Source organism: Mycobacterium sp. E3339 (assembly GCF_001666915.1).
Classification (GTDB): domain Bacteria; phylum Actinomycetota; class Actinomycetes; order Mycobacteriales; family Mycobacteriaceae; genus Mycobacterium.
The window spans coordinates 18,459-37,152 of the sequence record NZ_LZIZ01000084.1 but is presented as its reverse complement, the minus strand read 5'-3'; the positions used below and the strand labels follow the sequence as shown (position 1 = coordinate 37,152).

Annotated in this window: 16 protein-coding genes and 1 pseudogene; 14 read left to right on the top strand and 3 right to left on the bottom strand. The window is 66.7% G+C overall.

Annotated features, from left to right (window positions below; genetic code table 11):
* Positions 1 to 12: 12 nt before the first annotated feature.
* Entirely contained in the window at positions 13 to 1,242 is a 1,230-nt protein-coding gene (locus A5702_RS08330) for an acyl-CoA dehydrogenase family protein (RefSeq protein WP_067815699.1), read from the bottom strand.
* A gap of 78 nt (positions 1,243 to 1,320) precedes the next feature.
* Positions 1,321 to 1,686: a DUF1801 domain-containing protein gene (locus A5702_RS08325; protein ID WP_231965017.1), complete on the bottom strand. Its 366-nt coding sequence runs from the start codon at positions 1,684 to 1,686 to the stop codon at positions 1,321 to 1,323.
* A 111-nt stretch (positions 1,687 to 1,797) separates the two neighbouring features.
* On the opposite strand from A5702_RS08325, the pseudogene A5702_RS08320 reads away from it, so the two are divergent.
* The 3 genes and pseudogenes from A5702_RS08320 to A5702_RS08310 all read left to right on the top strand — a co-directional run.
* Positions 1,798 to 2,592, top strand: a pseudogene (locus A5702_RS08320) (acyl-CoA thioesterase); the annotation flags it as partial.
* A 68-nt stretch (positions 2,593 to 2,660) separates the two neighbouring features.
* On the top strand, positions 2,661 to 3,179 hold the full coding sequence (locus tag A5702_RS08315) for a nuclear transport factor 2 family protein (protein ID WP_055399307.1): 519 nt from the start codon (positions 2,661 to 2,663) through the stop codon (positions 3,177 to 3,179).
* Positions 3,180 to 3,181: 2 nt separating this feature from the next.
* Positions 3,182 to 4,285: an NAD(P)-dependent oxidoreductase gene (locus tag A5702_RS08310; RefSeq protein ID WP_055399309.1), complete on the top strand. Its 1,104-nt coding sequence runs from the start codon at positions 3,182 to 3,184 to the stop codon at positions 4,283 to 4,285.
* Between the two features lie 67 nt (positions 4,286 to 4,352).
* Here the strand turns inward: A5702_RS08310 and A5702_RS08305 are convergent, their stop codons facing one another.
* The gene (locus A5702_RS08305) at positions 4,353 to 5,324 is read right to left on the bottom strand and encodes an aldo/keto reductase (RefSeq protein ID WP_067815915.1); all 972 of its coding nucleotides are present in this window, start codon (positions 5,322 to 5,324) and stop codon (positions 4,353 to 4,355) included.
* An 83-nt stretch (positions 5,325 to 5,407) separates the two neighbouring features.
* Between A5702_RS08305 and A5702_RS08300 the strand changes: the two genes are divergently transcribed.
* From A5702_RS08300 to A5702_RS08250, 11 genes are all read left to right on the top strand, one after another.
* Positions 5,408 to 6,742, top strand: a complete 1,335-nt coding sequence (locus A5702_RS08300) for an acyltransferase (protein ID WP_068219791.1) — start codon at positions 5,408 to 5,410, stop codon at positions 6,740 to 6,742.
* 146 nt (positions 6,743 to 6,888) lie between these two features.
* Positions 6,889 to 7,197 carry a hypothetical protein gene (locus A5702_RS08295; RefSeq protein ID WP_067815711.1) on the top strand — a complete coding sequence of 103 codons (309 nt, stop codon included), beginning with the start codon at positions 6,889 to 6,891 and terminating at the stop codon, positions 7,195 to 7,197.
* A 125-nt stretch (positions 7,198 to 7,322) separates the two neighbouring features.
* Positions 7,323 to 7,997: a TetR/AcrR family transcriptional regulator gene (locus tag A5702_RS08290; RefSeq protein ID WP_369817880.1), complete on the top strand. Its 675-nt coding sequence runs from the start codon at positions 7,323 to 7,325 to the stop codon at positions 7,995 to 7,997.
* A 750-nt stretch (positions 7,998 to 8,747) separates the two neighbouring features.
* On the top strand, positions 8,748 to 9,461 hold the full coding sequence (locus A5702_RS08285; RefSeq protein WP_369804363.1) for an MlaE family ABC transporter permease: 714 nt from the start codon (positions 8,748 to 8,750) through the stop codon (positions 9,459 to 9,461).
* Position 9,462: 1 nt separating this feature from the next.
* Complete coding sequence (locus tag A5702_RS08280; protein ID WP_067815713.1) at positions 9,463 to 10,335, top strand: ABC transporter permease; 873 nt, start codon at positions 9,463 to 9,465, stop codon at positions 10,333 to 10,335.
* Positions 10,336 to 10,341: 6 nt separating this feature from the next.
* Positions 10,342 to 11,658 (top strand): MCE family protein, encoded by a 1,317-nt coding sequence (locus tag A5702_RS08275; protein ID WP_068219788.1) that lies wholly within the window; start codon positions 10,342 to 10,344, stop codon positions 11,656 to 11,658.
* Positions 11,655 to 12,695: a virulence factor Mce family protein gene (locus tag A5702_RS08270; RefSeq protein ID WP_068219785.1), complete on the top strand. Its 1,041-nt coding sequence runs from the start codon at positions 11,655 to 11,657 to the stop codon at positions 12,693 to 12,695. The genes A5702_RS08275 and A5702_RS08270 overlap by 4 nt, the downstream gene beginning before the upstream one ends.
* A complete protein-coding gene (locus A5702_RS08265) occupies positions 12,692 to 14,251 on the top strand; it encodes a virulence factor Mce family protein (protein WP_067815720.1) in 1,560 nt (519 codons plus the stop codon). The genes A5702_RS08270 and A5702_RS08265 overlap by 4 nt, the downstream gene beginning before the upstream one ends.
* Positions 14,248 to 15,804, top strand: coding sequence for a virulence factor Mce family protein (locus A5702_RS08260; RefSeq protein ID WP_068219782.1), 1,557 nt, complete (start codon positions 14,248 to 14,250; stop codon positions 15,802 to 15,804). The genes A5702_RS08265 and A5702_RS08260 overlap by 4 nt, the downstream gene beginning before the upstream one ends.
* The gene (locus tag A5702_RS08255) at positions 15,801 to 16,976 is read left to right on the top strand and encodes a virulence factor Mce family protein (protein ID WP_369817879.1); all 1,176 of its coding nucleotides are present in this window, start codon (positions 15,801 to 15,803) and stop codon (positions 16,974 to 16,976) included. Before A5702_RS08260 ends, A5702_RS08255 begins: the two co-directional genes overlap by 4 nt.
* Entirely contained in the window at positions 16,970 to 18,526 is a 1,557-nt protein-coding gene (locus tag A5702_RS08250) for an MlaD family protein (RefSeq protein ID WP_067815728.1), read from the top strand. Before A5702_RS08255 ends, A5702_RS08250 begins: the two co-directional genes overlap by 7 nt.
* The last annotated feature ends 168 nt before the right edge of the window (positions 18,527 to 18,694 follow it).

Genomic DNA, 18,694 nt, shown 5'->3' with positions numbered 1-18,694 from the left:
TTCCGGCCTCCTTCAGGCTTTTCCGTGCCGGACCTGGTTGAAGGGCACGCCGCGGTCGGCGGCGTACTCGCGCGGAAAGTTCAGCACCCGCTCGCCGATCACGTTGCGCGCCATCTCGGTGGTTCCCCCGCCGATGCTGGCGATCTGACGGCCGAGGTAGCGGGTGCCGACGTCGAGCAGCCCCGCCTCGTCATCGACCGCGGCGGCAGGGCCGGCGACGGCCAACGCGGTATCGGTTTCGACGTCGTGCACCTCGGCCATGCACAGCCGGATGATCGAACCGGCGGCGGGCGGCAGCGAACCATTGGCCACGGCGTGGAAGACGTGCTCGCTGAGCTGCCCGTGCACCGCCCGGTGGACCAGGGCACGGCCCACCCGCTCGCGGACCCGCTCGCTGTTGGACCGGTTCACCCTGCCCACCAGGTCCAGCAGGTCAACCGAAACATCCTGGGCCTCGGCGATTCCCGGCCCGCTGGTGTATTCCGATCCGTCCCCCATCGTGCGGCGCTCGTGGTAGAGCTGGCGCGACGCGACGTCCCAGCCCCTCCCCGGCTCACCCACGACGGCGTCGTCTCCGAGTTCGACGTCGTCGAAGAACTCCTCGCAGAACTCCACGGAGCCGTTGACCTGTTTGATGCGGTTGATCGTGACGCCGGGATGCCGCAGCGGCATCAGGAACATCGTCAGGCCTTCGTGTTTGGGCGCGTTCCAATCGGTCCGGGCCAGGCACAGGCCGTAGTCGGCGGCGAACGCCCACGTGCTCCAGGTCTTGGCGCCGTTGATGATCCAGTGGCCGTCGCGCCGGTCGGCGCGGGTCAGCACGCCCGCGAGATCCGATCCCCCGCTGGGTTCGGACAGCAGCTGCACCAACACTTCGTCACCGCGAAGCGCGGCCGCGATGTGGCTGCGTTTCTGCTCCTCGCTGCCCATGTCGAGGATCGTTGCGCAGCAAATGGCGAAGGAGGGCACGTTGAGCATGAGGGGGGTCTCATAGGCCAGCGCCTCGGCGTCGAACGCCTTCTTGTATTCGTAGCTCAGGCCCAGCCCGCCGTACTCGCGGGGGAAGCAGATGCCGGCGAATCCGCCGTCGTACAGCTTCTTTTGCAGTTCGCGGGCGCGCTGCCAGGACGTCATTTCGTCGCGCTGCAGGACCATCGCTTCCCCGGAATCCAGCCGCGGCAGGTTCTCGGCCAGCCAGGCCCTGGCCCGGCTCCGAAACTGTTCGACCGACTCGGAAGTCACCGATGGCCTCTCATTCGAGCGTCGACCGCGTGCTGGGCGACTGTACAGCACCGCCGCCGCCGCTGTACAGATCGGCGCCTATGACCGGTTCAGCTCCACGGCGGCGCGGATCAGCGCCTTCAGGGCCTCCTCGTCGACCTGGTCGCCCTCGTGAAAATCGATCGCGCGCCGGGTGTTGCCTTCCAGGCTGGAGTTGAACAAACCCTTGGGATCCTGCAGCGAGGCGCCCTTGGCGAAGGTCATCTTCACCACGTTCTTGTAGGTCTCGCCGGTGCAGATCATCCCGTCGCGATACCAGACCGGGACGCCGCGCCACTTCCACTCCTCCACCACCTCAGGTTCGGCTTCCTTGACGAGTTCCCTGATGCGGGAAAGCATTTCACCGCGCCAATCCCCGAGCTCCGAGATCCTGGCGTCGATCAGCTCGGCGGGAGTCTTCGTCACGGTTCCGTCCTTTCGCAGAGGTTGTCGCTCGCCGGACGGTATATCACGGACGTTGATCGCGCGGCCCGCGGCGAGACGCGGTGTCCGGCGCCGGTAATCTGCGTTCGACTCATGACACATCCCTTCGACGACGCCATCAGGCTCGAGACGATCGACGCGAGCACCAGGCGCGGGCGGACCCATCCGGAATGGGCCAACATGGTGGGGCCCTTCGGCGGAATCACCGCAGCCATCGTGCTGCACGCCGTCCAATCGCACCCCGACCGCATCGGCGAGCCGCTGGCGCTGACCGTCAACTACGCCGCCCCCATCGCCGACGGCGACTTCGACATCACCTTGCGGGCAGCGCGCACCAACCGGACCAACCAGCACTGGATCGCCGAACTCAGTCAGGACGGTGACGTCAAGACCACGGCGACCGCGCTGTTCGCCATTCGCCGCGACGGCTGGGCCGACACGGAGCTGCGCCCGCCGACCGCTCCGGACCCCGACGAGATCGCTCCCACCGATCCCGGCCTGGTGCGCTGGACGAGCCTCTACGACATGCGGTATGTCGAGGGTTCGATGCCCGGCAAGTACGGGCAACCGAGCCCGACGTCGACCTCCACCCTCTGGGTGCGCGACGCCGCGCAACGCCCCGTCGACTACCCGGTGTTGGCCGCGCTATCGGACGCCTTCTACCCGCGGGTCTTCCTGCGGCGCGGCGGCTTCGTCCCATCCGGGACGATCTCGTTGACGACGTACTTTCACGCCGATCAGCACGAACTCGACTCCGTGGGCGACGACTTCGTCCTGTGCACCGCGCACGCCAACCGCTTCAGCCGCGGCTACTTCGACCAGAGCGCGCAGGTGTGGGCCCGGCATGGCGTGCTGTTGGCCACCACGCATCAGGTCGTCTACTACAAAAGTAGACCGGTTTACACTTCGGCAGTGAAACGTCACGCCGCAACGCTTACGGAAAGAATCGAGCCGCTATGACAGAGCGCGCGCAAACGCTGGTCGCCGACACGCTGCCGGCGATCGAATCCATCAAGCAGCTCAAGGCCCGTTACTGCCGCTACCTGGACGCCAAGGACTGGGCGGCGTGGCGAACGATCTTCTCCGACGACTTCGTCAGCGACACCTCCGAAGCGGGCGGCAAGGTGATCGCCGGTGCCGACGACTTCGTCGCGTTCACCCGCCGGGCCCTCGGCCGGCCGACGCAGCCCACCGCCCACCAGGTGCACGCCCCCGAAATCGAGGTCACCTCCGCGACGACCGCACGCGGAATATGGGCCCTGCAAGACGTCGTCCGTTTCGGTCCGGGGGTCACCCTGGTCGGCTACGGCCACTACCACGAGACCTACGAAAACGTCGCCGGCCGGTGGGTTATCAAGAGTTCCAAGCTGACTCGGCTCCGCGAGGACATCGTGACTCCCCTGTTCTCGATCTACGTCTCCCCACGGCTTCGCGCGGCGATCGGCAAGGCCGCCGGGCGACTGATGGGACAGTGACCATGACAATCGCCACCGTTTTGGTCACCGGCGCGTTCGGACTGGTTGGCAAGCGTTGCACGCAGATCCTGCTCGATCGCGGGTGCACCGTGATCGCGATGGATCTGCGCAACGACAACACCGTCGCGGTGGAGAAAGAATTGGCCGCCGGCGGGCATTCCGGGACGCTGATCCCCGCCTATACCGACCTGCTGGACGCCGAAGCGGTGCGCGGGCTCATCGAGACCCATCGGCCCGGGGCGGTCATCCACCTGGCCGCCATCGTCTCCCCACCGTCGTACCGCAACCCGGCGTTGTCCCGCCGGGTCAACGTCGGCGGTACCGAGAATCTCTTGGCGGCCTGCGCCGCGCTCCCCGATCCGCCGCTGTTCCTGATGGCGTCCAGCGCCGCGGTCTACGGCTCGCGCAACCCCTATCGCCAACCGGAACGGATCACCCCGGACACCCCGGTAAATCCGATCGATCAATACGGTGAAGACAAGGTGCTTGCCGAAGCGGCGATCCGCGCCAGCGGCCTGCCGTACGCGCTCTTCCGGCTGGCGGGCGTCATCTCGCCGGACACTCAGGCCGGCATCAATGGTGACTACCTGATCCTGATGCGATCGATCCCGAGCGATAACCGCATACACATGGTCGATGCGCGTGATGTAGCGCTGGCGTTCGCCAACGGCGTCGATCGCGGGGCGGCCATTTCCGGCAAGGTTTTGCTCATCGGGGGCAACGAGACGTACGTGCTCCTGCAGCACGCGCTCCAGGACGACCTGATGAGGGCCGCCGGCCTGGGCCCGCTCGGCCCCTCCGCCTTGCTGCCCGGCGACCCGGGCGACGACCGCGGCTGGAGCTTCACCGGCTGGTACGACACCACCGAAGCGCAGGCGCTGCTCGACTTCCAGGAGCACGATTGGTCCCAGACCCTGGACTGGATCGCCGGGACGCAGGGCCGCAGGCGGATCGTGTTGCGGCTGCTGAGTCCCGTGCTGCGGCCCGTCGTGCGCGCGGCGCTGGCGGTGCAGCGCCGGCTGGAGGGACGCGGCCCCTACGCCGACCCGTGGGGGCTGATCGAGAAGAAGTACGGCGCGGCGGCGCTGGCAGGCGCCGATCGCTAATCATCCTGTCTCGCAACATGGCTCGTGCCACCACGCGCGCCCTGCACCTACTTCTCGCGCGCGCCCGTCAACGGTCGATCCATTGCATCTGCGCCTCGGCATGGTGGCCACCCTTGGGTGGGGTGATCCGGTCAAGCCGGGACAGTTGGTCCGGTGTCAGCTCGACGGCGTCGGCGCCGACGTTCTCCTCCAGGCGCGACACCCGCTTGGTTCCCGGAATCGGCACGATGTCGGGACCTTTTGCCAACAGCCAAGCCAGCGCGACCTGAGCGGGAGTGGCGCCGACGTCAGCGCTGATGCTCCGCAATTCGTCCGCGCTCTGTAGGTTGTGCTGGAAGTTCTCCTCGAAGAACCGTGGATTGGTCTTGCGGTAGTCGCTGTCGGGCAGCCCCTCGGTGGAGCGGATGGCGCCGGTGAGAAAGCCGCGGCCCAACGGCGAGTAGGGCACGAACCCGATCCCCAATTCGCGCAGCAGTGGCAGGATCTGGTCTTCCTGGTCGCGCGTCCATAGCGAGTATTCCGACTGCACCGCGGTGATGGGGTGCACCGCGTGTGCGCGGCGAATCGTGTTCACGCCGACCTCCGACAGGCCGATGTGCCGGATCTTGCCGGCGGTGACCAGTTCGGCCAACGCGCCGACGGTGTCTTCGATCGGGGTCTCGCGGTCGAGGCGGTGCTGATAGTAGAGGTCGATGCGATCGGTGCCCAATCGTTGCAGCGAGCCCTCCACCGCTATCCGGATGTTGGCGGGGCTGCTGTCCAAGCCGTTGCGGCCGGTGTGGGAAATCAGGCCGAACTTGGTGGCCAACACCACCCGGTCCCGCCGGCCCTGCAGGGCGCGTGCGACCAATTCCTCGTTGACGTAGGGGCCGTAGACCTCGGCGGTGTCGATCAGCGTGACGCCCAGGTCGATCGCGCGATGAACGGTACGGATCGACTCGGCGTCGTCGGTGCCGGCGCCGGCGTAGGCGACGGACATGCCCATCGCGCCCAAGCCGAGGCGACCGACCTCCAGGTTCGCGAGGCGCGCTTGTTTCATGGAGTCATTGTGCGCTTCGCGACTGGACGCCACGGGGCGGGTACCGTTGCGCGAGTGCACCGCATCGATGTTGCCGCGATCCGATGGACGACGTAGAAACCGCGCGACCGGCCCGCAATCTGGCGGTGGACTTCTACCGCGCCTCGGGCGTGGTTCTCATCGTGCTCGGCCACTGGCTGGCCGGTTCGGTGACCTATCACGACGGGCAATTCGGCCGCGAGAACCCGCTGCTCGACATGCCCTGGACGCAATGGCTGACCTGGATATTCCAGGCGGTTCCGGTGTTCTTCTTCGTGGCCGGCTACGCCGGTGCGGTGTCGTGGGCACACCGCCGCGGCGCCGACAGCTTCTCCCGGCAGGCCTGGATTCGGCATCGACTGGCGCGGGTGCTCGGACCAACCACGGTCTACGTCGCGCTGGTTTCGGCGCTCGTGGTGGTTCTTCAGGTCCGCAACGTGTCGGGCACGGTGCTGGAATACGCAGGTTGGGCGGTGGCCATGCACCTGTGGTTCCTCGCCGTATATGTGCTGGTGGTGTCGCTGACCCCGATTGCCGTTGCGGCACACGGACGTTGGGGGCTCAGGGTGCCGGCGGCGCTGGCCGCGGGTGTGGTACTCGTCGACGCCGTTTCGCTCGCCGGTCACGTCCCCTACGTCGGCTGGCTGAATTACCTGATCTGCTGGGGCCTGCTCTACCAGCTCGGGATCGCTTGGCACGGTGGGCTGTTGGCCGGGCGCAGGCCGGTGTTGCTCGCGGCCGGTTCGGCCGTTGCTCTGGCGCTGCTGATCCGGGTGGGGCCGTATCCGGTCAGCATGATCGGGGTTCCCGGCGAGCCGATCGAGAACACGACGCCCCCCACGGTGGCGATGATGGCGTTCGCCTGCGCCCAGGCTGGGCTGGCGATGGCATTGGCGGCGACACTCGACCGGGTCCTGCGCCACGGCCCGGTGCAGCGGGTGTTGTCCACCGCCAACGCCAACGTCATGGCTCTCTACCTTTGGCACATGGTGCCGGTCGTCATCGTCGCGATCATCGCTTACCCGGCCGGGCTGATTCCGCAGCCATCCGAGGGTTCCGTGGCGTGGTGGCTGGTCCGGCTGGAATGGATCACCATCCTCAGCGTGGTCACAGCGGTCGAACTGCTGCTGCTGTGGTGGCAGCGGCGGTTCTTCGCGGTTCCGCTGCCCACATTCGGCCTGCCGCTCGGCGATCGCTGGGCCGAGGCGACCATGCTGACCGGCGCAGTCCTGGCCGCGGTCGGCCTGCACTTCTTGGCGCAGGGCGGCTTCGCCCCGGACGGGCGATTCTCGTGGCCGGCCGCGACCCTCTTTGCCGCCGGCGTGCTCTTGGTCGCGGTGCGTCCCAGGACTCTGTCGCCGTTGACCGGCTACCGCTCGCAGGGGCGCCCCAGCGCCTGAGGCACGCTGCCGTGGGTTAGCGACTTACGGCCCCCCGAGAGAGGCCCTAGTGCCCTGGTCGGAGCCGTATTCCGGGAGAAACGTTTCGGCCAGGCGCGGACCGTCTAAGGATCCGAGCCCGGGTCCGACGGAGAGGGAGCAGCCATATGTTAAACAGCCTCACGGTCCAGGACAACCAGATCCCTCAGCGGCGCGCTCAAGATGTCGAGCTGTTGAAGGAGTCCGGGGTTCACAAGCTCGTCATCGCAGACCGCGACGGCAACTGCTTGGCGTTCGTATTGGCTTGGGACAGCTTCGACTACGACGCCGAGACGGACACTTATGTGTGCGTCGCCGACAGCGACGGTCAAGAGCTCATGACCGTGTACGTCGCCGGCGAGATCAAGGCGGCGCCCGGGGCGAACACATATGTCATCACGGCGCCGGACCGGTTCGCCGGCCGCAGGGCGCTTTAGGCTCCCAGCGGATCGCACAGTTCCCGGGTCGCCGCGTGACGGCCGAACGGCGGCACGGCTAATGGGATCTTGACACGGCGAAGCTTATGATGGACCGTTCGTACGGTTAGTCTAGCGAAGGGTGGATGATGCCCCGATCGCCTGGTAGACGCAGCGAGATTTTCGACGCGTTTGTTCGCTACGTCGCCGAACGTGGCTACGACAGAACGAATATGGGCGACATCGCTGACGAGCTCGGCATGTCGAAGGGCACCATTGTCCATCACTTCGGGACCAAAGCGCAGATGTTGCGCGAGCTCGAAGAGAGCCACCTGGCCGGGCAACTCGACGTGCTGCAGATGGCGTGGGCCCGCCTGGCCGCGCCCCACGAACGCATCGCGGCAATCATTTACGCCTCCGCTCTCCTGCAAGTGACCGCGCGCGATGCCACGGTAGCGAGCCAGCGCGAGGTGGTTCAGCTGTCGGATGACCCGGCGATGCAGCAAGTGCGTAAGTTGCGTGATCAGTTGCAAACACTGGCGATTGACGAGATCCGAACGGGCATAGAGTGCGGTGTTTTCCGAAGCGTCGACGTCGAACTGGCTGCGCTGCAGCTGTGGGGATCGCTGCAGTGGATGTGGGTATGGTTTGATCCCGCCGGCGCACGTTCGCCCGAACAAGTGGGGGCCGCCTTCGTCGATGTGTTCCTCGGTGGACTGCTACTCGACCGGCTGGGGCTCAGCACCTGGGCCAGCCCTTCCGCTGACGTCGTCTCCGTCGTCCGTGAATGCCTAGCCGCGGTCTCGAAACGGTCGGATTGACCGCCACGCGACGAAATCCGTTGCGCATAACGGCAACTGCTCAACCGGACCCGCGCTGAAGCGCTGAGCCGCCCGGGCCGACGCCCGTTAACCGCGACGAGGCGCGCGCGATCCGTCGCTGTACGCCCGGTCAGTTTATCCGGCGAGACTTCGCTTGTCCTCGTTTTCACGGAACCACCCCAATCATCCACCGCCGTCGCGCCAGAACCCTTAAAGACGCCTGTTGTAAGCCTAATTCGCGGAGACCGGGCTGGAAGTTTGCCCATGGGTCGCGATCACGAAACTCCGACGATTCCTGGTGTTATTGACTGACCGTACGGTCTAATGCGATAGTTGCTGCGTGGCGCAAATGAGGGCGGCGTGGAGCCGGAGGGCGCGGCGCCAGAGTGCCGATTCGGGGACCGTCTGGTCGAGCGGCGTCGCGACCAAGGTGATAACCCGGGAGTGGGATTGCGGGCATCGCAACATGGGGCGAAGAAGCCGAGTCCGATCGTCGTCTCCACACGCTTCCAGAGGGTTTCTAGCGCATCGCGTTTCGCGGCGCGCTCACCCGATCTGCGGATCCTCAAACGGGCGCGGCTCGGGCGGCTTCGCGACGACGTGTAACGCGCACGGGACGCAGCGCCGAGATCTCGCGCCTGGTCGCGTGGTCGGTTCCAGGGCGGCGCGATGACTAGCGCCCACCTGTCTAGCAGCAAAGTCGTTAGCCGGATACGGCCGGGCACCGAGGTGGCCGGCGGGTTCTTCCGCATGTGCGTGCTGACCGGAAAGGCGCTGAGGCAGCCGTTCGAGTGGCGTGAGTTCATCTGGAATGGCTGGTTTCTCATGCGGGTCTCGCTGCTGCCCACCATCGCGGTGTCGATCCCGGAAACCGTGCTGCTGATCTTCACGCTCAACCTCCTGCTGGCGGAGATCGGCGCCGCCGACGTATCCGGTGCCGGTGCCGCGATCGGCGCGGTCACCCAGCTCGGCCCGATCGTGACGGTGTTGGTGGTCGCCGGCGCGGGGGGCACCGCAATCTGCGCCGACCTCGGCGCGCGCACCATACGCGAGGAGATCGACGCCCTGGAGGTGCTCGGCATCGACCCGATCCACCGGCTGGTGGTCCCCCGCGTCGTCGCCTCGACACTCGTGGCGGTGCTGCTCAACGGCCTCGTGGTCGCCGTCGGCCTGGGCGGCGGCTACCTGTTCAGCGTGTACCTGCAGAACGTCTCGAGCGGCGCGTACCTCTCCACGCTGACCGCGCTCACCGGCTTGCCCGAGGTGGTGATCGCGTTCATCAAGGCCGCGACGTTCGGCCTGATCGCCGGCCTGGTCGGCTGCTATCGCGGGCTGATCGTCCGCGGCGGGTCCAAGGGATTGGGCACTGCCGTCAACGAGACGGTGGTGCTCTGCTTCATCGCGCTCTTCGCGGTCAACGCGGCGCTGACCACCATCGGTGTCCGATTCGGAACGGGGCGATGAAATGACCGCGACCACCGGTGTTCCCGCACGGCATCTCCATTTTCCGCGGGCCGCCCTCACCCGCTACGCGGAAGCCCCGGACCGGGTGCTGGTCGAGATCGGGCAAATGGTCTGGTTCGCCCTGAGCGCGGTCGGGCAGATTCCCTTCGCCCTGCATCGTTACCGCAAAGAACTGCTACGAATGGTCGCCCAGATGGGCATGGGCACCGGCGCGATGGCCGTCGTCGGCGGCACCGCCGCCATCGTCGGCTTCATCACCCTGTCCGCGGGCTCCCTGGTCGCCATCCAGGGGTACGCGACGCTGGGCAACATCGGCGTCGAGGCGTTCACCGGATTCCTGGCCGCGCTGGTCAATGTGCGGTTTGTGGCGCCGGTCGCCGCGGGTCAGGCGCTGGCGGCCACGGTCGGCGCCGGCGCCACCGCCGAACTGGGCGCCATGCGCATCAGCGAGGAGATCGATGCGCTCGAGGTGATGAGCATCCGCTCGATCCCCTTTCTGGCGTCCACCCGGGTGCTGGCGGGTCTGATCGTCATCATCCCGCTCTACGGGTTGGCGATGACCATGGCGTTCCTGTCCCAGCAGGTCACCACCGTGCTGCTGTACGGGCAGTCGATCGGCACCTACAACCACTACTTCCACACCTTCCTGCGCCTCAACGACGTGGGCTGGTCGTTCGCGGAGGTGATCCTGGTCGCGGTCGTCGTGATGACCACCCACTGCTACTACGGCTACACCGCCACCGGCGGGCCGGTCGGCGTTGGCGAAGCGGTGGGCCGGTCGATGCGGCTGTCGCTGATCACGATCGTGGTGGTGGTCGTGCTGACCGCGATGGCGGTGTACGGCAAAACCCCGAACTTCAACCTCACGGTGTAGCCGCCAATGACAGCCCCGGCACCGAAACCCAAGGAAAACCCGAAGCGCATCCCGCCGTACCGGACGGCGGCGTTGGCGTTCTTGGTGGTCGCCGCGGTGGTGCTGGGGTTCGTGTGGTTGCAGTTTCGGGGCCAGCTGTCGCCGGTGACGCGCTTGACGATGTTGGCCCCAAGGGCCGGTCTGGTGATGGATCCCGGGTCGAAGGTCACCTACAACGGCGTGGAAATCGGCCGGGTGGCCACCATTTCGGAGACCGAGCGTGACGGCGTACCGGCGGCCAAGTTCGTCATGAACGTGAATCCGAAATGGATCGAGCTGATTCCGGCCAACGTGGACGCCAACATCAAGGCCACCACGTTGTTCGGCAACAAGTATGTGTCGCTGACCTCCCCGAAAAACCCTACCTCTCAACGGATTACATCGGACCACGTGATTGATGCGCGGTCGGTGACAACCGAGTTCAACACGCTGTTCGAGACGCTCACCACGATCACCGAGAAGCTGGACCCGGTCAAGGTCAACCTCACGCTGGCCGCGGCCGCGCAGGCGCTCACCGGCTTGGGCGACAAGTTCGGGCAGTCGATCGTCAACGCCAACGCCATCCTCGACGACATCAATCCGCAAATGCCCCAGATCCGGCATGACATTCGGCAGTTCGCCGCCCTGGGTGACGTCTACGCCAACGCCGCACCGGATCTGTTCGACTCCCTGGACCACGCGGTGGTCACCGCGCGCACGCTGCACCGGCAGGAGGCCGACCTGGATGCCGCGTTGTTGGCCGCCGCCGGGTTGGGCAACACCGGCGCAGACATCTTCGCCCGCGGCGGCCCCTACCTGCAGCGGGGGGCCGCCGATCTGGTGCCCACCGCCCAGCTGCTCGATACCTACAGCCCCGAATTCTTTTGCACCATCAGGAATTACTATGACGAGGAACCCGCCGCCTATGCGACGACGGGCGGCGGCAACGGCTACGCGCTGCGCACCATGACCGAGCTGACGTCGGGGCTGGGTGGCATGCTCACGCTGCCCGGATTGGCCGGCACGGCGGCCACCATGGGCCTCCTGACGCTGGCCGGGCTGGTCGGCGGTGCGCCGAATCCCTTTGTGTACCCGGACAATCTGCCGAAGGTGAACGCCCGCGGCGGGCCGGGGGGCGCGCCGGGTTGCTGGCAAGCGATCACCCATGACCTGTGGCCGGCGCCGAGCCTGGTGGTCGACACCGGCGCCAGCCTCGCGCCCTACAACCACCTGGATACCGGCTCACCGTACGCAATCGAGTACGTGTGGGGCCGCCAAGTCGGGGACAACACGATCAACCCATGAAAATCACCGGATCCGCCATCAAACTCGGCATCGTCTCGCTGGTGCTGCTGCTGATCACCGTGTCGATCGTCGTGGTGTTCGCTCAGATGCGGTTCAACAGCACCAACAGCTATACCGCGGAGTTCAAGAACGCCACGGGCTTGAAGGACGGCCAGTTCGTCCGCGCCGCCGGGGTGGAGATCGGCAAGGTCAAGGCGGTGCGGCTGATCGATGGCGGCCAGCGGGTAATGGTGGACTTCGACGTCGACCGCTCGATACCGCTGTACCAGACGACTACCGCGCAGGTCCGCTATCTCAACCTGTTCGCCGACCGTTACCTGGAGCTCAAACGCGGCGAGGGCGAGGGCGCCGACCGCACCTTGCCGCCCGGCGGATTCATCCCGCTGTCGCGAACCTCGCCCGCGCTGGATCTCGACGCCCTGATCGGTGGTTTCAAGCCGCTGTTCCGCGCGCTCGATCCGGACAAGGTCAACACCATCGCGTCGTCCATCATCACCGTGTTTCAGGGTCAGGGCGGCACCATCAACGACATCCTGGACCAGACCGCGCGGCTGACCGCCCACATCGCCGAACGCGACCAGGCGATCGGCGAGGTGGTCAAGAACCTCAACGTCGTGCTCGACACCACCGTCAGGCATCGCCAAGAGTTCGACCAGACCGTCGACAACTTCGAACGGTTGATCACCGGCCTGCAGAACCACGCCGACCCGCTCGCCGCCGGCACCGCGAACATCAGCAACGCCGCGGGAACGGTCGCGGACCTGCTCGCCGACAACCGCGCTCTGCTGCACAAGGCGATCAACTACCTGCGGGCCCTTCAACAACCGCTCGTCGACCAACGCGATCAGCTCGGCGATCTGATCCACAAGACACCCAACGCGCTCAATTTGATCGGACGCAGCATCGGGCTCTACGGCGACTGGGTGAACTTCTACCTCTGCGACCTTTCGATCCGGTGGAACGGGCTGCAGCCCGGGGGCCCGGTGCGCACGGTCCGGATCTGGCAGCAGCCCACGGGTAGGTGCACGCCGCAATGAGAACACTGACGGAATTCAACCGCGGCCGGGCCGGCGTCATGGGCATCACCGTGCTGGCGCTGGTGGTCGCCGTGGGCCAGAGCTTCACCAGTATCCCGATGATGTTCGCCAGCCCGAGCTACTACGGGCAGTTCACCGATACCGGCCAGCTCAACAAGGGCGACAAGGTGCGCATCTCCGGCGTGAACGTCGGCAAGGTGGAGGGGCTCGAGATCGATGGCGACCACGTTCGATTGAAGTTCTCCATCGGGGGCAACACCATTGGCACCGAGAGCCGGCTCGCCATCAAGACCGACACGATCCTGGGTAAGAAGGTGCTCGAGATCGAGCCGCGGGGAGGCCAGGCGTTGCGCCCCGGTGGGGTATTGCCGCTGGGCCAAAGCACCACCCCCTATCAGCTCTACGACGCAGCCTTCGACGTCACCAAGGCCGCCACCGGCTGGGACGTCGACACCGTCAAGCGGTCGCTGAATGTCCTGTCGCAGACCGTCGATCAGACCTACCCCCACCTCAGTGCCGCACTCGACGGGTTGACCAGGTTCTCCGACACCATCGGTAAGCGCGACGAACAGATCAAGCACCTCCTCGCGCAGGCCCACCAGGTGGCCAGCGTGCTCGGTGACCGCAGCGAACAAATCAACCGGCTGTTGGTCAACGCGAAGACGCTGCTGGCGGCGTTCAACGAACGCGGCCAGGCCATCAGCGCACTGCTGCAGAACATTTCGGCCTTCTCGGCCGAGGTGCAGGGTTTCATCAACGACAACCCGAACCTCAACCCCGTGCTGGAGCAGCTGCGCGCGATCAGCGATGTGCTCGTGGAACGCAAAGACGACCTGGCTCAAACCCTCACCTACGTCAGCCAATTCGCCGCGTCGCTAGGGGAATCCGTCGCGTCGGGGCCCTACTTCAAGATCGTCCTGTCCAACCTGTTGCCGTACTGGATCTTGCAGCCGTTCGTCGACGCCGCATTCAAGAAGCGCGGTATCGACCCCGAAGACTTCTGGCGCAGCGCCGGCCTCCCCGAGTTCCGCTGGCCCGACCCCAACGGCACCCGGTTCCCCAACGGGGCACCGCCGCCCGCGCCCCCGGTGCTGGAAGGCACCCCGGATCATCCGGGACCGGCCGTCCCGCCCGGAACGGCGTGTTCGTACACCCCGCCGGCCGACTCGCTGCCCCGGCCGTGGAACCCGCTGCCGTGCGCGGGGGTGAACGCCGGGCCGTTCGGCGGCAGTTTCCCCGCGCCGATCGACGTCGCGACGTCGCCGCCGAACCCGAACGGGCTGCCACCGACCCCGGGAATCCCGATCGCCGGGCGGCCGGGCGAACCGGTGCCGGACGTCCTCGGCACGCCGGTGCCGCTGCCCGCCCAAGCGCCGCCGGGGGCGCGCACCGAGAACCTGCAACCCGCCGGCCCCACCCCCCCACCGTCGACGTTCGCGCCAGGGCTGCCGCCGGGGCCGCCCGCGCCGCCGGGCCCCGGTCAGCAGTTGCCCGCCCCGTTCATCAACCCGGGCGGCACGGGAGGCAGCGGCATCACGGGAGGTAACCAGAATTGAGCGGCGCCTTGCATATCCACAAACCGCGGACCCGAACGATCGTCGGAACGTTGGTGGCGCTGCTGGCCGTGGTCGCCGTATTCATCGGCGTTCGGCTCTATCACAAGCTGACTACCAACACCGTGACCGCTTACCTCCCAACGGCGAACGCGCTCTATTCCGGGGACAAGGTCCAGATCATGGGCGTCCGCGTTGGTTCGGTCGACAAGATCGAACCGGCCGGCGACAAGATGAAGGTGACGTTCCACTACGACAACAAGTACAAGGTGCCCGCCAACGCCTCCGCCGTCGTGGTGAACCCAACGCTGGTGGCGTCGCGGAGCATTCAGTTGGAGCCGCCGTATAAGGGCGGCCCGGTGATGGCGGACAACGCGGTAATCCCTATCGAGCGCACGCAGGTGCCGACGGAGTGGGACGAACTGCGCGACAGTGTCGCGAACATCATCTCCAAACTCGGGCCGACGCCCGAGCAACCCAAGGGCCCGTTCGGCGAGGCCATCGAGTCGTTCGCGAATGGGCTTGCGGGCAAGGGCAAACAGATCAACACCACGCTGGACAGTCTGTCGCGGTCATTGACCGCGCTGAACGAGGGCCGTGGTGACTTCTTCGCGGTGGTGCGCAGCCTGGCGCAGTTCGTCAACGCCCTGCACAAAGACGACCAGCAGTTCGTCGCGCTGAACACGAACCTGGCGCGGTTCACCGACAAGTTGACCGGGTCCGATCACGACCTGTCCACGGCCATCCAGCAATTCGACGGCCTGCTCTCCACGCTGCGCCCATTCCTGACCAAGAACCGAGAGGTGCTCGCGCACGACGTCGACAACCTCGCCAGCCTGACCACCACGCTGGTCCAACCCGACCCGTTGAACGGTTTGGAAACCGCGCTGCACGTCCTGCCGACGCTGGAGACGAACCTCAGCCAGATCTATCACCCCTCGCACGGCGCCGTAATGTCCATTCCCGCGATCCCGAACTTCGCGAACCCAATGCAGTTCATGTGCAGCATGATTCAGGCCGGCAGCCGGTTGGGTTATCAAGAATCCGCCGAACTGTGCGCGCAATACCTGGCGCCGATCCTCGATTCGATCAAGTTCAACTACCTTCCGTTCGGGCTGAACCTGTTCAGCACCGCCGAGGTGCTGCCCAAGGAAGTCGCCTACTCCGAACCGCGGCTGCACCCGCCGAACGGTTACAAGGACACCACCGTTCCCGGGATCTGGGTGCCCGATACGCCGCTCTCGCACCGCAACACGCAGCCGGGCTGGGTCGTCGCGCCGGGCATGCAGGGCACGCAGGTGGGGCCGATCACGGGTGGCCTGTTGACGCCCGAGTCGCTGGGCGAACTGATGGGCGGCCCGGACAGCCCGCCCCCGCCGGCCGGGCTGCAGACCCCGCCCGGACCGCCGAACGCCTATGACGAGAACCCGGTGGTGCCACCGATCGGCCTGCAGGCCCCGCAGGTGCCGATTCCGCCACCGCCGCCGGGACCCGGCGTGGTCCCGGGCCCGGTGGCGCCGACACCGGCGGCCGCATCGACAGGACCGGGATCGTGAACGCGTTGCACGCCTTGGCCGTCCGCGGCCGGCACCGGGCCTGGCAGGGTCTGGCGGTGCTGACGGTGGCCGTGTCGCTGACGTCGTGCGCGAAGTGGCACGGAATCGCGAACGTGCCGATGCCCGGGGGGCCCGGCTCGGGACCGGGCTCCTACACCGTCTATGTGCAGATGCCCGACACCCTGGCCCTCAACGACAACAGCCGGGTGCGGGTGGCCGACGTCTTCGTCGGCACGGTGCGGGCGATCCAGTTGAAGAACTGGGTTGCGACGCTGACGCTCCGCCTGGGCAAGGAAGTCAGGCTACCCAAGAACGCGACCGCCAAGATCGGGCAGACGAGCCTGCTGGGTTCGCAGCACGTGGAGTTGGCGGCGCCACCCAACCCGTCGCCCGAGCTACTCAAAGACGGTGACCTCATCCCGCTGAAAAACGCGTCCACCTACCCCACGACGGAACAGACGCTGGCCAGCCTGGCGATCGTGCTGCGCGGCGGAGGTATTCCCAACCTCGAGGTGCTGCAGAACGAGGTCTACAACATCGTCAACGGTCGGGCCGACCAGATCCGCGCCTTCCTCGGCAAGCTGGACACCTTCACCGCCCGACTCGACGAGCAACGGGAGGACATCACCCGCGCCATCGATTCCACCAACCGGCTGCTGGCGTACGTGGGTCCCCGCTCCGACGTCTTGGATCGTGTCCTCACCGAATTCCCGCCCCTGCTCAAGCATTTCGCCGACAAGCAGAACCTCCTGATCAACGCGGTTGACGCGACCGGGCGGCTCAGCCAGCTGGCCGACCAGTACCTGTCCGGCGCGCGGGGGGACATCCACCAGGATTTGCAGTCGCTGCAGTGCCCGCTGCGGGAACTGGGCCGCGGGGCGCCGTATCTGATTCGCGCGCTCAAGCTGATCCTCGTCCGCCCGTTCGACATTGACGCCGTGCCCAAGGCGTTCCGCGGCGACTACTTCAACCTGTCGCTGACGCTCGACCTGACCATGAGCGCCGTCGACAACGCGGTCCTCACCGGGACCGGGTTCTCCGGGGCGCTGCGCGCGCTCGAGCAGTCGTGGGGCCGCGACCCCGAGACGATGATCCCCGACGTCCGCTACACCCCGAACCCCAACGACGTGCCGGGCGGGCCGCTGGTCGAAAGGGCGGACCGGCAATGCTGACCCGCTTCATCAAACGCCAGCTGGTCATGTTCGCCATCCTGACCGCGGTCACGGCGGTTGCCCTGGGCTGGTACTACTTGCAGATTCCCAGCGCGATGGGGATCGGCCAGTACACGCTCAAGGCGGACCTGCCCGCGTCGGGGGGTCTGTACAAGACCTCGAACGTGACCTACCGCGGTGAAACCATCGGCACGGTCACCGACGTCGAGCCGACCAAGACCGGCGCGCGGGTGACCATGAGCATCGGCGACCGCTACCGGATCCCCGTTGACGCGTCGGCGAACGTGCATTCGGTTTCCGCGGTCGGTGAGCAGTACCTCGACCTGGTGTCGGCGGGCAATCCGAGCCAATACTTTTCGCCCGGACAAACCATCACCAAGGGCACCGTGCCCACCGAGATCGGGCCGGCGCTGGACGCGGCCAACCGCGGGCTGGCCGTGCTACCCAAGGACAAGATCGCCTCGCTGCTCGACGAAACCGCCCAAGCCGTAGGCGGATTGGGCCCCGCGCTGCAACGGCTCGTCGATGCGACGCAGGCAATCGCCGGTGACTTCAAGACCAACCTCTCCGATATCAACGACATCGTCCAAAACTCCGGGCCGCTCATCGACAGTCAGGTCGACTCGAGCGACTCGATCGAGCGCTGGTCGCACAACCTGAACATCCTGGCCGCCGAGAGCGCGGAAAACGACCAGCACGTGCAAAGCATTCTGACCCAGGCGGCGCCGACCGCCGATCAGGTCAACGAGGTGTTCGGCGATGTGCGGGAGTCGCTGCCGCAGACGCTGGCGAACCTCGAGATCGTGCTCGACATGCTGAAGCGCTATCACAAGGGCGTCGAGCAGCTGCTGGTGGCGTATCCGCAGGGCGCATCGGAAGGCCAGACGGTCACGTCGGCTTTCCCGGGATACGCCTCTCTGGGCACCTCGCTCACCATCAATCAGCCCCCGCCGTGCCTGACCGGTTTCCTTCCCGCGGCCGAGTGGCGGTCTCCCGCGGATACCAGTTTGGCGCCGATGCCGTCCGGAACCTATTGCAAGATACCGCAAGACACCCCCGCCAACGCCGTACGCGGCGCGCGCAACCTGCCGTGCGTCGACGTGCCCGGGAAGCGGGCCGCCACGCCGCGGGAATGCCGCGACTCCAAGCCCTACGTTCCGCTGGGCACCAATCCGTGGTACGGCGACCCCAACCAGATCGTGACCTGCCCCGCGCCCGCGGCGCGCTGCGACCAACCGGTGAAACCGGGACTGGTGATACCCGCGCCGTCGGTGAACAACGGCCTCAACCCGGCCCCCGCTGACCGGGTGCCGGGGACGCCGCCACCGGTCAGCGACCCACTACAGCGGCCGGGCTCGGGGACCGTCGAATGCAATGGACAGCAACCGAATCCGTGCGTCTACACCCCGGGCGGTCCTCCCCCCGCCGTTTACCTTCCCCAGAGCGGCGAGCTGGTGGGCCCCGACGGCGTGAAGTACGGGGTCGAAAACTCGAGAAAGACCGGCGATGACGGCTGGCAGGACATGCTGACGCCGCCGGCGATCAGGTGAGCGAAGGGATCGGAACGAAATGCGGGAATCGATTGGCCTAGGCCAACTTCGGAGTAACACGTGCGGTTACCTCGAGCGTGTCGCCGCGGGCGAGACCTTCGACGTCGTCCGGCGCGGCAAACTCGTGGCGCGGATCGTATCCGTCGGCGACTTCAGGGTTGCCCCGAT

Coding starts and splice junctions, on each gene's coding strand:
- A5702_RS08315 (WP_055399307.1), top strand. CDS start 2,661: ATGACAGAGCGCGCGCAAACGCTGGTCGCCGACACGCTGCCGGCGATC.
- A5702_RS08310 (WP_055399309.1), top strand. CDS start 3,182: ATGACAATCGCCACCGTTTTGGTCACCGGCGCGTTCGGACTGGTTGGC.
- A5702_RS08305 (WP_067815915.1), bottom strand. CDS start 5,324: ATGAAACAAGCGCGCCTCGCGAACCTGGAGGTCGGTCGCCTCGGCTTG.
- A5702_RS08300 (WP_068219791.1), top strand. CDS start 5,408: ATGGACGACGTAGAAACCGCGCGACCGGCCCGCAATCTGGCGGTGGAC.
- A5702_RS08295 (WP_067815711.1), top strand. CDS start 6,889: ATGTTAAACAGCCTCACGGTCCAGGACAACCAGATCCCTCAGCGGCGC.
- A5702_RS08290 (WP_369817880.1), top strand. CDS start 7,323: ATGATGCCCCGATCGCCTGGTAGACGCAGCGAGATTTTCGACGCGTTT.
- A5702_RS08285 (WP_369804363.1), top strand. CDS start 8,748: ATGTGCGTGCTGACCGGAAAGGCGCTGAGGCAGCCGTTCGAGTGGCGT.
- A5702_RS08280 (WP_067815713.1), top strand. CDS start 9,463: ATGACCGCGACCACCGGTGTTCCCGCACGGCATCTCCATTTTCCGCGG.
- A5702_RS08275 (WP_068219788.1), top strand. CDS start 10,342: ATGACAGCCCCGGCACCGAAACCCAAGGAAAACCCGAAGCGCATCCCG.
- A5702_RS08270 (WP_068219785.1), top strand. CDS start 11,655: ATGAAAATCACCGGATCCGCCATCAAACTCGGCATCGTCTCGCTGGTG.
- A5702_RS08265 (WP_067815720.1), top strand. CDS start 12,692: ATGAGAACACTGACGGAATTCAACCGCGGCCGGGCCGGCGTCATGGGC.
- A5702_RS08250 (WP_067815728.1), top strand. CDS start 16,970: ATGCTGACCCGCTTCATCAAACGCCAGCTGGTCATGTTCGCCATCCTG.